The following is a 14,694-nucleotide window of genomic DNA, read 5'->3' as shown; positions in this document are numbered from 1 at the left end:
GAAAGTCTCATGACTCGCTCCCAAGTTGCTGAATTGCTTAGCTTTGTGTCCGCCAGGTACAGGGGCTCCCAACACGGTATCGCCAGCAAAGCATCACCTCACGATGATCCCGGTCCCGAGTGCACGCTGCTGGTATTTGTTGACGACGACACAATTCGGTCGAGCGTTACTTAAGTGAAAGGTCGAGTTAAGCGTTAACGTTATGCAAACTATTTAACGCTCAATCGGTATGTGGCAATGGTTTTATTGCCTTCGACATCGTTAATCAAGATTGAAATCAAGAAATTCCCTGAGGGGATATTAAGCTGTTCGATATTTATCGAATGATTTACAAAGTATGGCAATACTTTTTTGGTAAGTGACTTCGAAAATATCCCTTTTCGAGCTTCAACCTCCAGCGATTCCATATCTATATTAGCGTTGTTTGCGATGAATTGGATATGAAGTGGCGTTGGCGTTTCTACTGAAATGTGATTTGAACCTTTGGATGAGTCCAATTTCGGTTGATGCAATTTTACAATGGGTCCGTTAATTTTATTTGAGCTGGAGCTGGTTCCTCGCATTTTTACCGCGTTTATTCCCGGAGCAATACTGTCGAACGATACTTCATCATATGTGAGTTTTTCAGCCTCAGACTCCGAAAACAGCATGACTGAATCAGCCAATGCTGCTGAGTGAAACAATGCCGATATTGAAAGAAAAATAAGTACTCTTGTATTCATAATGTTATTGCAGCCCTTAGAATCACTTATCATTATTTCGATCTGTGGAAGTCTATGGATGTAATTTCACCGTAGGGTGTATGCCGAATACGGATATCATAGCCTTCAACGTTTTCGTACATCTTTGTTTGTTTGATCGCTTGGTAGGCTTTGAACACGATCTCCACGGAATCTGAGAGTATGCCACGAGTCTTTGCTTCCGATTCCAGCTTTATATCTGCGCCGGATTCTTTGGCAGCAACCAGCCATTTCTCCAGTCGATCAGGAATATCATTGAGATCGATTTTAGAAGGAGCAGTAATTGATACGGTTTCTTGTTTTTTCTTGAGCTCATTCGCCAGAGTCTCATCGAAGATCCCGGAATCAAAAAAACTCAGAGATTTCTGAGTGTTACCGCTATAGGGTGTTGTACGCGATGATATCGCGGTATCTGTTTTCTCCCTCGATGCGGTAACAACTGACTCTTTTTCGGAAACTCCAACACATGACGTAACGAAAATCATCAAAGACAGATATATTAGGGTTCCAGTATTTTTCATCAACGCCCCTGTAACTGTTATAACTATTATGAATACGCTTGAGCAAGAAGCAGTCTTGCGAACCTAGTAATTAGCATAGATAGGATCCCCATAAATGCAAAAGCGCATCTTCCGGATTGTTGATCAATTGTACGATTGAAAGAAAATAACTCATTGAGTTATATGAACTTTTTATACCTAACCTAAGGAGCCGACCAAATAATCCACAAAAGCCCTCACTTTGGTTGGCATCAGTTCTCGATGGGTAAAAACTGCGTGGACCGACTGAGTACCGCAATCAAAATCCCGTAAAACGGGAATCAGTCGTCCTTGGGCGATATCTTCCGCCAGCATGAACTCAGCCAATCGAACAACCCCCCCGCCCGCCAACGCGTGTTGATGGAGCGCTTCAACCTGGTCGGTAATAAAAGTGCCGTTCACCTCAACACGCTGCTCACCTTCTACTGAGTGAAAATGCCATTGATTAAAAACTGCGGAGGTGCTCAAACGGAGACAATTGTGAAACTCCAGCTCTTGGGGGCGGTTGGGGTAGCCATGGCGCTGGAGATAGTCAGGACTGGCACATACGATTCTCGGGCATTGGTAAAGTTTACGGGCTACCAGGCGATTGTCCTGCAGCTGCCCCAGGCGGATGGCGACGTCGACCCCCTCGGCGACCAGATCCACTGTGTCGCCACTGAGTTGCAAGTTCACGGTCAGATTGGGGTACTGCTGTTGAAACTTCGGCAATAATGGCAGCAGCTTATAGCGGGCGAAACCCGCTGTGCTATTAACGGTTATGATGCCCCTGGGTTCACTGCCATAGTCGGCAAGGCTGTCTTCGGCAGCTTCGATATCAGCGACGATACTTTGGCAATGCGCCAGAAACTCCTGACCCGCCTCCGTCAAGTTCACCTGCCGGGTGGTTCGGTTCAGGAGCCGAACGCCCAGCCGCTCCTCCAGCCGGTTCAGAATCTTACTGACCGCTGAGGGCGACAGCCCAAGCTCTCGCCCGGCTGCTGAGAGCCCTTCACATCGGGCAACCTCAGCGAAAACCGTCATTTCGGTCAGTTTGTCCATGGTAATACTCCCTCAAGGCCCCCGGTGATTATTGATCTGGTGTCAAGAGTGTTTGTACTTATCCGTTATTCTAGCCAATCCGACTCTTACCTACACTGGCAACTACCCGTAAACCAATGAGATTGCCAATATGTTAGAGCTCTACACCCATCCCATGTCCCCCTGCGCGCAGAAGGTGCGCATTGTTTTGGCCGAAAAGGGCCTGGATTGGACCAAACACCACGTCAGCCTGCCGGACAAGGAGAACCTGAGACCGGAATATCTGAAGCTCAACCCACTGGGGGTCGTCCCCACCCTGGTCCATGATGGACAACCCGTGATCGAGTCCAGCATCATTTGTGAATACCTGGATGATACCTACCCCGAGTCTTCCCTCAAGCCCGCAGATACCTATGCGCGGGCAAAAATGCGTTTTTGGATGAAGCACGTGGACAACAAGCTTCACCCCTCCTGTGGTGCCCTGCAGTGGCCTCTGGTGATGCGTCCCAAACTGATGGAGAAACCTGAGCAAGAACGCTTGGCAATTCTGGCGAAAGTGCCTGAAAAACCCCGCCGTGAGCGGCAAATCCGATTGATGAAGTATGGACTGGAAGCGCCGGACGTCGCAGATGCCGCCCGCATCTATCGCAACACCATCGTGGATATGGAAAAGGCATTGGAACAACATGAGTGGATGGTGGGCGATTCTTTCAGTCTGGCGGATGTTTGTCTGGCACCGTACTTTCAGACGTTGCTGCAATTCGGTTGGACCGAAATCTATACCCGCGATTGCCCGAGAGTGACCGACTGGTTTAATCGCTGTCGTGACCGTCAATCCTATCAATCGGCAGTGGCAGATGATTTTCCTCAGGATGTTTGTGAGCAACTGCTGGCCGTTGGAAAACCCGGTTGGGCCGTGATCGAGTCTCATATTTCAGAATTGTTGTAGGCCTTTGAAAAAGAGGCCGCGTCGGAGGAGCGCGGCCTAAAGTGCAGTTGGAACGACTGTCGTTACAACCTGAGTTACAACTGGATTCACTCGACTTTAACGGGCTCCATTACCGCCACCGCTTCTTCATCTGTATTGCTCCCTTCGTTTTTCAGTGCCTGATACAGCGCTGGCGATAACGCCTGTTCATACCGTTGCTTGCCCTGCTTCCGGTCCACAGGGGACGGTTCGTTTAACCCGGGCGTCGGCAAGTCTTGCGCAGGATAACAGCCTAAGGTCTGCTGTTCCGGCGTCAGTGGAGGACGAAAGGACAACTCACGTTCATTGGCACGCTTGGCGATCAGGATATTGCCGTCGTTGTCAGTATCCAGATCCCACCACCACTTCTTGACCGTATTGCGTTTGCCGTTGCCGACTTTATCGTCAAATTCCGCCAACCACTTGCGGGTAAATGGCAGTTTCATCGCAGCCCAGACAAAGGGGCGCTCTGCCAACACACCTTCTACGTTCCAGGGGCAGGTTTTCATACAGCGACCACACATGGAGCCCCCGGAATTGGTGATGCGGTAGCGGGCGCATTTTTCCGAATCGGGTTTCCAGATTTCATAGCCGTTAAACATGATTTTATCGCCGAAGGGAATAGCCGTGCAGGGGCATTCGCGGGCGCATTTCTTACACTGATTGCAAAAATCCTGCAGACCAAAATCCATAGGCTGGTCCACCGCCAGCGGCATATTGGTAGTGAGGATGCCGGACTTGAATCTTGGCCCCACAAATGGGTTGAGCACTACCTCGCCGATGCGACTCAGTTCACCCATACCTGCCAGTAGGATTAATGGCACATGCAATACGTCCTGATCAATAACACTATGAGTGCGCGCCGAATAACCCAGGCTGCGAATATGTGAACAGACGATTCCACCAACCAGTGCGGCACGCATGTAGGCACGCATACTCTGAGCGCCCGAAATCCAGTCGTCTCCGCTGGCCCCTTCCATGGTTTCATAACCCTGATCCACCAGAATGGAAACGGCGTACTTGTGATAGGGTTCGATCTCAGAACCGTCGTGATCGTGGGAATACCAGGCGTAGTCGGGAATCTCGCAGATGCCGGCCATATCTGCGCCGAGATAATGCAAGGCGGCTTTGACGCTGGCCGCATTCTTCACCGGATCGTCGGTGCCGGGTACCACCTGCTCCGCCTCCTTGCCATATTGCATGGGAACCATGCCACCAAGCACGGGCATCATGGCGTGGCCAAAGGGCGACTTGGTTATCATTCGAAACTGCTGCAGCTCCTTTTCGGCTTTTTTGCCCAGGTCACCCAGCGCCGCGCGCACAAACATATCCCCTCTTTTGGGAACCCGGGGCACCTTTTCATCATCGATAAAGGTGCTGGGGCGAGACTGCCGTTTGACCTTCTCCATAGGATAGCGGCCTTGGTGGTAGGCCCGCCTGTTGTACGCCGGACCTTGCCAGGCCGCCGCAGTCCCCCCCTGCCCCAGCCACCAGCTCGGCCCTTTGGCCCGCCACTGTTCTACCAGGTTTCTGGCGGCCAGGGGCTGATCGTCGTCCAGTTGCAGGCTTGTGGTAATGACGGCGACGCCGTAGCGGTCTCCCAGAAAAGGATTCGCCAAACGATGCTGATCAACCTCCGCCAGCCCACAGGCCAGAAGAATCTGATCGTGGTCCACATCTGACGCTGTCGCTGTATGAGCGCGGGCTTCAAAACCCAGAAACCGCAAGTACTGGGACAATACCGCTGCCACTTCGGCGGCCCGCACGGCGGCCCGCTGCGCCTGGGTGCCCACCAGCCACTCACCACCGGGTTCTGTAATATCCGGCTCGCGGGGATATTCAATCAACAGCGCCAATGCGTGACTGTGGTGCTCGATACTCTCGGTTGATTCGGTGCGCTGCCATGCCGAAGCGCCCTCTTCCACTGTAGAGGTGGACATGGCGTTTTGCGATGCACCCACCGAATAGTTTTTTTCCACCTCATCATCTAGAGAGGCATTTCTGATCGGCTTGGCGAGAATGGCCTCCCTGGGCAAGGCGCAGGTGGCCGCCTGACTGGCATCCAGAAAATAAGCCGCCGCCTTGAGGTGATTGGCACGTTCGACGGGATCATCGGGAATCGGGGCTTTGTTGACAGCAACCTCGCCGTCACGCAGACGGTCCATCAGGTTGACGTATTCCAACATGGCATTGCTCAGGCTTTGCGGGTTTGCACGATTGACAAACTCCAATGCGCCGGGTGGCTGTTGACGCCGGTATTCCGGTTTCACGCTGGTTCTGCTCAACCGTTCCAGAGGGTACGGCCCCAAATGGGCCGGGCGATGCTTGTGTGAAAACAGTTTCATATCGATCTCCGCCGCTTAACGCTGAAGAAATTCAAACTTGCCCACGCGTCCACTCCAATCTGAGGCGTCCGCCGGTACGTCTCCTTTCTCGTCGATCAGTTCCCAAACCTCCGCCATTTCTTCATTCAGAGCGACAAATTGATGCTGTTCCACGGGTACGTCACCATCGCGAAAAATGGCCTTCTCCGGACACGCGGGTACACACAGTGTGCAATCCACACACTCGTTGGGATCAATAACCAACATATTGGGCCCCTCGCGAAAACAATCGACGGGGCAAACTTCGACGCAGTCCATTTGTTTACAGTTGATGCATCCTTCAGTGACCACATAAGCCATAACTATTACCTCTCTCGGGTTTTCTTGTTGGGTGTTATTCAGCGACGCGCCAGGTTTCACCGCTATCGAGCAGCTGCTGCAGAGCTGTCGCGGGTTTCTGGCGTTTAGCCTCATTGACTTGTTGGTGTACGCGTTCCTCGTAGGTGGGCGCCTTCAGCGCTCGGAAGATACCCACCGGTACCGGAAACTCCGGGTACTGCAACTGTGATAACGCGTAGGTCAGCCCAGAGTTATCCCGGCTGGTGTCGTGAATCAGTAAGTCGGACTCCGAAATTTCGGAGGTGGCAACCACTCTGGGTTGAAGCTGTTCGTTCAGAACCACGGCTTTGTCACGCTGCCTGCCAAATACCAGAGGCTCACCATGCTGCAACTTCAGAGTATTGTCGTCGCGACTCTTGCGCTCAGAGACATGAGCAAAAGCGCCATCGTTAAAGATATTGCAGTTCTGGTAGATTTCGACAATGGCGGAGCCTTTGTGCAAGGCTGCCTGCGTAATGACGTCCTGCAACAACTTGGGATCACGGTCAACGGCTCGGGCAACAAAGGTAGCCTGGGAAGCCAGGGCAATGGACAGCGGGTTTAAAGGCCGCGCAACGGAACCCAAGGGGCTTGATTTCGTCCGCTTTCCAAGCTCCGACGTGGGCGAGTACTGCCCCTTAGTCAAACCATAAATGCGATTGTTAAACAATAGAATTTTCACATTCAGGTTACGACGCAAGCAATGCATCAAGTGATTACCGCCGATACTCAACGCATCGCCATCGCCGGTAACGACCCAGGTCATTAATTCCGGGCGTGATACCTGCAGCCCCAATGCCAATGTCGGGGCGCGGCCGTGGATACTGTGAAAACCATAGGTATTCATGTAATAGGGAAAACGGCTGGAGCAGCCGATACCGGAGATAAACACCATGTTTTCTCGCGGTGTTTGTGTTTGCTCGGCAATGGCGGGCATCACCCGTTGCAGCTGTGCCAGAATGGAATAGTCACCACATCCAGGGCACCAGCGTGGCGTCTGGTCACTGGCAAAGTCTTCCTTTTGATAGGTGGGGATGTTAAGAGGCTCTGTCTGATTCATTATGATTTTCCTTCAATGCTGTCAGGCGACAGCTTCCGACGGCTGCTGACACAAATTCTCGATCTTTTCCAGGATTTCCGAGGTATGGAAGGGTTGACCCTGAACTTTGTTTAAGCCCTGTGCATCAACCAGGTATTGGGCGCGAACCAGTTGCCTCAGTTGACCGCGATTGAGTTCCGGAATCAGAACCTGATCGAACGCGTCTAACACGGCCGCCAGGTTCTTGGGGAACGGATTCAGGTAGCGCAGCTGCGCACAGGCAACGTCGAGCCCTTTTGCCTGGGCTTCTTCTACGGCTGCGCGGATGGCACCGCCGGTACCGCCCCAACCCAACACCAGTAATCGCCCCGCCGATGATCCAAAGACGTCGAGTTCGGGAATATCCTCGGCGATACCTGCAATCTTCTGCTCCCGCAACTGAACCATTTGTTCGTGATTGAGCGGGTCCTGGGACACATGTCCCGTGCCGTCCTGTTTTTCCAGACCGCCGATACGATGTTCTGTACCGGGGGTTCCGGGAACCACCCAGGGACGCGCCAGGGTTTCAGGGTTGCGGGAATAAGGCAGAAATTGTGATTGCGTCTCTGAACAGACAGGTTCATTGGTCCTGAATTGCGGCAATTGATCGACTCTGGGTACCTGCCAGGGTTCAGAGCCGTTGGCAATATAACCATCCGAAAGCAAAAACACGGGGGTCATATATTTCATTGCCAGACGACAGGCTTCCATGGCCATGGTAAAGCAGTCTGCGGGGCTGTCGGGCGCCAGTACCACCACCGGGCACTCGCCATTACGGCCGTACATTGCCTGCAGTAGATCCGATTGCTCGGTCTTCGTCGGTAATCCGGTAGAGGGGCCACCGCGCTGTACATTGATAATCACGACCGGCAGTTCCGTCATTACCGCAAGGCCTATGGCCTCCGACTTTAGCGCAACCCCGGGGCCACTGGTGCCGGTAACCGCCAGCGATCCGCCGTAAGCCGCGCCCACTGCCGCGCCCATGGCTGCGATTTCATCTTCCGTTTGCCCGGCGATCACGCCCATATGCCGCAACTTGGCCAGTTCATGGAGAATATCGCTGGCGGGCGTGATGGGATAGGTGCAGTACATCAATTGACGTTGTGCCAATTGTGCAGCGGCCACCAACCCCAGTGCCGTGGCAGTATTACCGGATAGTCGACGATAGAGTCCCGGCGATTGTTCGGCGGTTTCCACCCGACACTGGCTGCTGAACATCTCGGTGGTTTCCGCGAAGTTATAACCCGCCCGCAATGCCATGCAATTGGCTTCGCGCAATACTTCCGACTCTTGAGCAAAGCGTTGCTCCACCAGGGCTTCAATAAAATCGGTATCCCTATCGAACAACCAGCAGACCAAACCCAATGTGTACATATTCTTGCAAAGTGCCGCCTGCTGCGGGGCCAATTGCAGAGCCTTTACGGATTCCACCGTCATGGTGGAAACCGGAGCACGGTGGACGTGATAGCTGTCCAGCGTGCCGTCTTCACGAGGATCCTTGTCATAGCCGGCCAGTTTTAACGCCTGCTCATCGAAACCATCGTCATTGACAATCAGAGTACCGCCGGGACGCAGGCTGCTGATATGTGCTTTCACCGCGGCCGGGTTCATGGCGACCAGAACGTCGGGTCTGTCACCGGGCGTGTGGATTCGGCGCGAACTGAAGTTCAATTGAAAACTACTCACACCGGCAATGGTTCCAGCTGGTGCGCGGATTTCCGCGGGGTAGTCCGGCAAGGTACTGATGTCATGTCCCAGCGCGGCGGAGTTATGTGAAAACATGGCGCCGGTGGCCTGAATACCGTCGCCGGAGTCGCCGGCGAATCGGATGATCGCCTGACTGAGATGGGTGTTCGGACTGTGCTTGTCTTTGGGTTCTTGCAACACTAGTTCTCTCCTCTGGGTAGCTGGATCCGCTATAATTTGAGTACTGACGAGTACTCTTTTATTTTTATAGAGCAGCTTCCGTGCCAGAGAGTCCGATAATCGGCTAGGGCCCCAGCGCAGCCGGGGTTGGGATAAAAACCTCAACTGGCATCACGGCTGATAAGCTGAGCTGATTTCTGATTTGAGCAACCATTTTTACGATTTGGTTGAGTTTGCAGCTGAAGCTATTTGAGCAATTCGATGAGTAACCCGGTTAAAGTGATCTCAGCGCTGGTATGGGGATTGCACTGTGATGTTGTAAATCCGGGAATTTGGAAGCCAAAGCAATGCAAGTGAAAAAACAGCTTGATGAAACAGAGACTCCACGGTCTTTTAAGGTCGCCACTAATCAGTCCGCCAAACGACGGCAGATACTGGATGCGGCTGCCGATCAGTTCGGCCGCTATGGCTATGCGGCCACCAGCCTGGATGCGGTGGTTGAACAGGCGAGCTGTTCAAAGTCAACGATCTACAAGATGTTCGGCAGCAAGAAAGGGTTATTGGAGGCATTAACTGAAGATATCAGCGCGGAACTGGCCTCGGAACTGATTTATTTGGATCGTCAGCAGCTGGATTTGCAGACGCTTCTGCAAAGATACGCAGGTCGTGCTTTGACCTTGATTTTATCGAAAAAACACATCGCGGTGGTCAGAGCAATTGTCGCGGAGAGCTGGCAATTTCCAGAGCTGGGACAAGGATACTACCAGCTGGGTCCCTTCTCGGCTCAGAGGGATCTCGGTGGCTATTTGCAGAAACATATCAATCACAAAACCGTTGACAATGAAGATGCTCAGGCTGCCGGTGTGCGATTTTTTGGATTACTACTGTGGGATTTGATGCTGCCGATGATGGTAGGCGCCAAGTCACAACTGACGCAAACACAGATACATCGGCACGCCGACAAAACGGTGGAGGTATTCTTGACGATGTACTCACTCAAGAATTAACGGTAATGGCTTCAGAGGGTTGTACATCCCCTGCCACAACCCCGGATAGGGAGGCGGAATCAGCCAGAGCTTCCAGAACAACCTGCGGGGCGGTAACAAGAAAGCCCGGCAGGGAAGAGATCCGACCGAACCAACGCTTCAAATAGCCATACTCTTCAGGAATCAACAAACCATAGGCTTGCGCCAAGCCAAAGCGCGTCGCTAACACCATATCCGCGAGGGAATATTCGCCGCCGAAAAAGCTGGTCTCGCGCTGATGTTGCTCGTCAAGCCAGGGCATGGCCTGAATCCAGGCTTCCTCGGCCCGTCGCAGCCGATCATGGTCCCATAGCGCCGGATCACGATCTCTCTTTTCAAAAATGACGTCGCGCCCGGCCCGGCCCAATACATTGTCAGCATAGGACATCAACGAACGGGCCCGGGCCCGTTCCTCGGGCGACACAGGAAGCAACGATCCGAACTGGTCCTGCAGATATTCAAGCATCACACTGGATTCAAACAGAACCATGCCGCGATCCTCCATGACCGGGACCGTACTTCCCGGTGTCAGTCGCCGCCAGCTTTGAGGTTCTTGCAGGTAATCAAGTCGTTGGTACTCGACACCAACGGCGTGCAGCGCCAGGCGCACGCGCCAACAAAACGGACACTCCGGTTTATCGTAGAGTTTAATCATAGTAAGCCCTGGTTTTGTTAGTAGCGGTCTCGTTTCAAACGCAGTTCGTTAAGGTGTTCCAGCACAAACTCAATGCGATCCTGCCCCCAAAAGATCTGATCATCTATCACAAACGTCGGCACGCCAATCACACCCAATTGAATTGCTTCTTCGGCATGGGTCTTCAGTTGTTGCAGATTGTCCGGATTATCCATGGCTTCCGCGAACTCGCCGCGATCCAATCCGACGGACTCTGCCACCTGCAGTAAGAGTTCACGTTCACCAATATTCTTACCTTCAGACCACTCCGCCGCCATGACCGCCACCAGGTAGGGTCGCAGCAAACCCTGCTGCTGAGCGTAGAGCGAGCCTGCACCGGCAAGCGTCGGTTCGGTTTCCAGGGGCGGTGGATTCAGCGGGATACCCATGCGGCGGGCAAAGCGGGCAACGTCCTGCCGGGTTAGAGGCACCTTGACTTTGGCGCGATCCGGTGGAGAACGCAGGTCCCATCCTCCCACCGGGCGCCAGAGCAGATTCGCGTGATAGTCGTCGAAAATTTGAAACAGAGTTTTACTGGCAAGATAGCAGTATGGGCTGCGGAAGTTAAAAAAAAGTTTTACGTCAACGGGTGTTGGCATATTGTTTCTCCTGGCGAAGAAGAAAAAGGTGGATTACGCTTACGCTAATCCACCCTACGTGGTTATCGACCTGAGGCGCGAAGGTTCTGTACCGAGAACTTGGTACGCGGATTCATCTCCGGGTCAAGTTGTCCTTTGAACTGCCCCGTTGTGCAGTGTGACGCTTGAATATCCACCATGGAGAAGCTGTCATCAATGGAGACGCCGGAGCCCTTGTTTTTTTCCAGGTGATGATCCGGATGCGCCTGACCGATGGTAAAGGTCTTCCACATATCGCCCTTACGGTCATAGGAGATTGTGCGCGGAATGGTGTAGGTCTGGGCGTCCACAAAGTGAGTCCGCTTGCTGATGGGGTGATTCTTATCCACCGGTGTGGCTTCCAGCTCATAGACCTTGCGCAGTTGCCAGGTAATCTTAGGGAAGCAGCCACCTTTACCTTCGAAGTCGACAAACTGATAACCGTCCCTTTCCTTCAGATCATCGGCCAGTTCCATTTCGTTGTGATTGTAGAACGGCAACAATAGGTTCTTGCTCCCCTTAAAGGCCCAGTTCATGTCAGAAATCCGACCGTTGTAACCTTCAAAGTCCTCAATCATGATGTCGGAACCCAGGAACGCATCCGTCACCTGGCCCGACGCCAGCTTGCGAACGCGACGCTGGAAACCCAGATAGAGCCAGGAAGAGTCTCGCTGCAGGTCGTCCTGCTTGCGGTGAATCAACAGCTGGGTATTCTTCACATCAAACGGTTCGTTGGCTTTTACGTAGATGGCCCGAAACAGCTTCGAGGGGTTGGGTTGAACCTCTGGAGTCGGCTCTTGATTAACCCGATGCATAAAGTTCAGGAAGTGAAAGTCGAATTTGATATTACGCTCGACTTTGCCCGAGTTCATGTCCCGGTACTTCCAGTAGAAGGGCGAGATGGCGGCGTTGTCACCCCAGTTATAACCATACTTAAAGTTCCAGGCAACCTTTTCACCGGCACGGGGATCGTTGATGTCCGGTTCGGTTGGGAACGGGCGCCCGGCGATAAAGTTATGGATTTCGCCCGGCTGGTCGCCCAGCGACACCTCGTTAAGATTGACTCGGGTCGCTGCTACATAGTTGGGATGCAGATCAAATGACGTGGTCTCCCCTACTTTGATTTCGGTCCAACCGTCTTTCACAAAATTGAATACTGCGGGATCCAACACGTCGGCAAACAGATCGACATTGCTCTGATTAATAACAGCACCTGCAGACAATCCGGGAAAGGTTGGTACGGACTGACGATAGGGATAAAAAGACGCGTCAACGTCTTCCATGGTGGCGTTCGCCGTAGCCAGGGCCGAGCTGCTGGAACCAGCCATAACTGTGGCGAGCATTGCCACCGATGCGATTTTCTTATTTAACAGTTTCATCGTTTTCTCCTCCAAAACTCAGTAGCGGTAACGCAGGGTGATCTGGAATTCATCTTCTTCACTGGCCATTCCCAGCGGTCCCATACGAAAGCGACCCAGCGGCTCAACTCCCGCCAGATCGCGCAGGCCCAAAGCGCCGGCATCCTGAAAGGTCAGGTTATCGGTATAACCCGGGAAGGGGTTACAGCCGCGACAGTCATCAAAGGGCTTATCGCCACCGCCGTATTTGAGATTGGCACCGACAACCAACTGCCAGTTATCGTCAATCAACCACTCAACGGAGGGGGCAATGGTGGTGGCATCTGCACGCATATCGTGAGCAATAATCACCTGGGGACTAATACGGTCATTCTTGTACCAGCCTTTGAACAGGAAGGTTGCCGTGTGATTGACTTCCCAATCCGGTATACCGGCTTCGATACCATTGACCTTGACCAAATCATGATCCAACAGATGCTGGCCAAACACCTGGGCGGACAACAGGAAGGCGCGTTTTTTATTGAGGAAAGGAATAAAGGTAGGACGATCCCAACCGATCACGTAACGCAATACATCCGATTCTGAGTAGAGCTTGGGTTTTAAGGTATTGGCAAACTCTTCGCCCTGGGTATAGGCGGTTTCGATACGAAACACCGATTTGAGCGGATCGACGTAAAAATCCAGCGAACCGCCGATCAGGTTGACACGGGGGAAGTGAATATCAAAGGCGATCAGATAATCTCGCACCTTTTCCTCGCCACCGATTTCACCGCTGCCAAGTGGGTCCAATGCACCGTCAGCGATAAAGGGGTTACGAGCCTCCACACCACCGCGCAGGGAGGGCAGATGGCTGCGATAGGTCAGCGCATTAAGTGAGAAGCCTACGCCTTTGTACTCACCTTCCACCTTCAACCCCAGCTGAGTATTACTGAGCGACCAGCTGGGCATCTCTGCTTTGCGTATACCGATGGTGTGTGCGGGGAAGTCTGTGGCCAAACCACCGTGCGCCGCAAAGTTGGCGACACTACAGCCATTTTCCCAACAGTTGGCCATGCCCCGGAAAAAATCACCGGCACCGAGAATGGCATAGGGTGAACCGCCCTGCCCCAGATTATTGGGCCGGAATTTATCGAAGTTCCAGACCAGAGAAAAATTGAGGTCATCAAACATTTCTGTTGAACCGAGACGATACTCCGCATGGGCGATCCACATGGGAATGCGGATATCCTCCAGCTCGTCATAAATATTATGGCGGGAATAATCTACCGGATTAATCACGTCCAGCACGCGAAACAAATCCGTTCGGCCCCAGATCACCTGCTGTTTGCCAACGCTCAAACTGAGCTGGCGACCGCTATCGAAATTTACGTCGGCGGTTACATAGGCCTCACGGATAAAATCCAGACGGTCATTAAACTCCGGATGCCGCAGTTCATCACTATCGAAGTCCAGATAGTCGTCAATACAGCCCCTTGAATCCTTATCGCAGGGCCTGACGGGAACCGCCAGTCCGACACCACCGTTGGCGCCACGCAATTCACCCCCCAGCAGCTTGAGTCCTTCATTGGGATTAGCGCTGGTATCAAAACCGAAACCGGTGGGAATGGGTGTCCCCGGAATCAGAAAGCCCGTACTCACCGGCGAGGAACCGAACGGTGTTTCGATACCAATCAACGCGTTTTCGAGACGAACCGCATCGCCGGCGTTATCACCAAATTCGTCGTCATTGAGATCGTAGACAGCATCAAAGGTAGCCCGCAGGGTACCGTTGAACGACACATTGCTAAAGATGCCTTTATCGCCAAAGGCTTTGGAAATTTCCAGTTGAGCGGTAGAACGGGATTTGGAGATACCCACTGTTTCCCGCTGGTAGGTTCCGTTTTCGATAAAGCCGTTAACCTCCAGGGTACCGTCCTCGGAAGTGTAGGCCTGGGTCAGTGGTGCTGTGGTGGCCAATAGACAGCTGACGGAACAGGCGTGAACCGCCGTCAGCCAGCGTTGGGGGATCAGGGTGCTTCGCATAAACCTCTCCTCAATGTTATTGCTTATTGTCTGCGGGATAGGGGTTGCATCACTCATGCCAACTTGTAAGCCATTGATTTTTATGAG

Annotated in this window: 14 protein-coding genes; 3 read left to right on the top strand and 11 right to left on the bottom strand. The window is 52.9% G+C overall.

Annotated elements, in window-relative coordinates; all coding sequences use genetic code 11:
- Positions 1-9: 9 nt before the first annotated feature.
- Positions 10-174 (top strand): hypothetical protein, encoded by a 165-nt coding sequence (locus HBA55_RS21915; protein ID WP_166995862.1) that lies wholly within the window; start codon positions 10-12, stop codon positions 172-174.
- 35 nt (positions 175-209) lie between these two features.
- Here the strand turns inward: HBA55_RS21915 and HBA55_RS21910 are convergent, their stop codons facing one another.
- The 3 genes from HBA55_RS21910 to HBA55_RS21900 form a co-directional block, all read right to left on the bottom strand.
- Positions 210-722: a hypothetical protein gene (locus HBA55_RS21910; protein WP_166995860.1), complete on the bottom strand. Its 513-nt coding sequence runs from the start codon at positions 720-722 to the stop codon at positions 210-212.
- 32 nt (positions 723-754) lie between these two features.
- On the bottom strand, positions 755-1,261 hold the full coding sequence (locus HBA55_RS21905) for a hypothetical protein (protein WP_166995858.1): 507 nt from the start codon (positions 1,259-1,261) through the stop codon (positions 755-757).
- A 177-nt stretch (positions 1,262-1,438) separates the two neighbouring features.
- Positions 1,439-2,320 (bottom strand): LysR family transcriptional regulator, encoded by an 882-nt coding sequence (locus HBA55_RS21900; protein ID WP_166995856.1) that lies wholly within the window; start codon positions 2,318-2,320, stop codon positions 1,439-1,441.
- A gap of 130 nt (positions 2,321-2,450) precedes the next feature.
- Between HBA55_RS21900 and HBA55_RS21895 the strand changes: the two genes are divergently transcribed.
- Positions 2,451-3,248 carry a glutathione S-transferase family protein gene (locus HBA55_RS21895; protein WP_166995854.1) on the top strand — a complete coding sequence of 266 codons (798 nt, stop codon included), beginning with the start codon at positions 2,451-2,453 and terminating at the stop codon, positions 3,246-3,248.
- Between the two features lie 86 nt (positions 3,249-3,334).
- Here HBA55_RS21895 and HBA55_RS21890 read toward each other — a convergent pair whose 3' ends face one another.
- The 4 genes from HBA55_RS21890 to HBA55_RS21875 are packed head-to-tail and all read right to left on the bottom strand — an operon-like array spanning position 3,335 to position 8,933.
- Positions 3,335-5,611 carry a 4Fe-4S dicluster domain-containing protein gene (locus HBA55_RS21890; RefSeq protein ID WP_166995852.1) on the bottom strand — a complete coding sequence of 759 codons (2,277 nt, stop codon included), beginning with the start codon at positions 5,609-5,611 and terminating at the stop codon, positions 3,335-3,337.
- 15 nt (positions 5,612-5,626) lie between these two features.
- Complete coding sequence (fdxA, locus tag HBA55_RS21885; RefSeq protein ID WP_166995850.1) at positions 5,627-5,950, bottom strand: ferredoxin FdxA; 324 nt, start codon at positions 5,948-5,950, stop codon at positions 5,627-5,629.
- A 34-nt stretch (positions 5,951-5,984) separates the two neighbouring features.
- Positions 5,985-7,028, bottom strand: a complete 1,044-nt coding sequence (locus HBA55_RS21880; RefSeq protein ID WP_166995848.1) for a 2-oxoacid:ferredoxin oxidoreductase subunit beta — start codon at positions 7,026-7,028, stop codon at positions 5,985-5,987.
- Between the two features lie 21 nt (positions 7,029-7,049).
- Positions 7,050-8,933 carry a 2-oxoacid:acceptor oxidoreductase subunit alpha gene (locus tag HBA55_RS21875; protein ID WP_206019919.1) on the bottom strand — a complete coding sequence of 628 codons (1,884 nt, stop codon included), beginning with the start codon at positions 8,931-8,933 and terminating at the stop codon, positions 7,050-7,052.
- A 326-nt stretch (positions 8,934-9,259) separates the two neighbouring features.
- Between HBA55_RS21875 and HBA55_RS21870 the strand changes: the two genes are divergently transcribed.
- On the top strand, positions 9,260-9,919 hold the full coding sequence (locus HBA55_RS21870) for a TetR/AcrR family transcriptional regulator (RefSeq protein WP_166995846.1): 660 nt from the start codon (positions 9,260-9,262) through the stop codon (positions 9,917-9,919).
- Here the strand turns inward: HBA55_RS21870 and HBA55_RS21865 are convergent.
- The 4 genes from HBA55_RS21865 to HBA55_RS21850 form a co-directional block, all read right to left on the bottom strand.
- A complete protein-coding gene (locus HBA55_RS21865) occupies positions 9,909-10,592 on the bottom strand; it encodes a glutathione S-transferase family protein (protein WP_166995844.1) in 684 nt (227 codons plus the stop codon). The two genes, HBA55_RS21870 and HBA55_RS21865, sit on opposite strands and share 11 nt — an antisense overlap.
- Before the next feature lie 17 nt (positions 10,593-10,609).
- Positions 10,610-11,209, bottom strand: coding sequence for a 2-hydroxychromene-2-carboxylate isomerase (locus tag HBA55_RS21860; RefSeq protein WP_166995842.1), 600 nt, complete (start codon positions 11,207-11,209; stop codon positions 10,610-10,612).
- A 62-nt stretch (positions 11,210-11,271) separates the two neighbouring features.
- A complete protein-coding gene (locus HBA55_RS21855) occupies positions 11,272-12,606 on the bottom strand; it encodes a DUF1329 domain-containing protein (RefSeq protein WP_166995840.1) in 1,335 nt (444 codons plus the stop codon).
- Between the two features lie 18 nt (positions 12,607-12,624).
- The gene (locus HBA55_RS21850) at positions 12,625-14,607 is read right to left on the bottom strand and encodes a DUF1302 family protein (RefSeq protein WP_206019918.1); all 1,983 of its coding nucleotides are present in this window, start codon (positions 14,605-14,607) and stop codon (positions 12,625-12,627) included.
- Positions 14,608-14,694 lie beyond the last annotated feature (87 nt).

It is taken from the genome of Pseudomaricurvus alkylphenolicus, assembly GCF_011683955.1.
GTDB lineage: Bacteria > Pseudomonadota > Gammaproteobacteria > Pseudomonadales > Cellvibrionaceae > Pseudomaricurvus > Pseudomaricurvus alkylphenolicus.
The sequence above is the reverse complement of the archived record's forward strand: the minus strand, read 5'-3'. Positions and strand labels throughout refer to the sequence as shown.

Bases quoted from the DNA above. Each gene is read 5' to 3' on its own strand.
- HBA55_RS21915 (WP_166995862.1), top strand. From the start codon at position 10: ATGACTCGCTCCCAAGTTGCTGAATTGCTTAGCTTTGTGTCCGCCAGG.
- fdxA (WP_166995850.1), bottom strand. From the start codon at position 5,950: ATGGCTTATGTGGTCACTGAAGGATGCATCAACTGTAAACAAATGGAC.
- HBA55_RS21880 (WP_166995848.1), bottom strand. From the start codon at position 7,028: ATGAATCAGACAGAGCCTCTTAACATCCCCACCTATCAAAAGGAAGAC.
- HBA55_RS21850 (WP_206019918.1), bottom strand. From the start codon at position 14,607: ATGCGAAGCACCCTGATCCCCCAACGCTGGCTGACGGCGGTTCACGCC.
- HBA55_RS21895 (WP_166995854.1), top strand. From the start codon at position 2,451: ATGTTAGAGCTCTACACCCATCCCATGTCCCCCTGCGCGCAGAAGGTG.
- HBA55_RS21890 (WP_166995852.1), bottom strand. From the start codon at position 5,611: ATGAAACTGTTTTCACACAAGCATCGCCCGGCCCATTTGGGGCCGTAC.
- HBA55_RS21855 (WP_166995840.1), bottom strand. From the start codon at position 12,606: ATGAAACTGTTAAATAAGAAAATCGCATCGGTGGCAATGCTCGCCACA.
- HBA55_RS21865 (WP_166995844.1), bottom strand. From the start codon at position 10,592: ATGATTAAACTCTACGATAAACCGGAGTGTCCGTTTTGTTGGCGCGTG.
- HBA55_RS21870 (WP_166995846.1), top strand. From the start codon at position 9,260: ATGCAAGTGAAAAAACAGCTTGATGAAACAGAGACTCCACGGTCTTTT.
- HBA55_RS21900 (WP_166995856.1), bottom strand. From the start codon at position 2,320: ATGGACAAACTGACCGAAATGACGGTTTTCGCTGAGGTTGCCCGATGT.
- HBA55_RS21905 (WP_166995858.1), bottom strand. From the start codon at position 1,261: ATGAAAAATACTGGAACCCTAATATATCTGTCTTTGATGATTTTCGTT.
- HBA55_RS21860 (WP_166995842.1), bottom strand. From the start codon at position 11,209: ATGCCAACACCCGTTGACGTAAAACTTTTTTTTAACTTCCGCAGCCCA.
- HBA55_RS21910 (WP_166995860.1), bottom strand. From the start codon at position 722: ATGAATACAAGAGTACTTATTTTTCTTTCAATATCGGCATTGTTTCAC.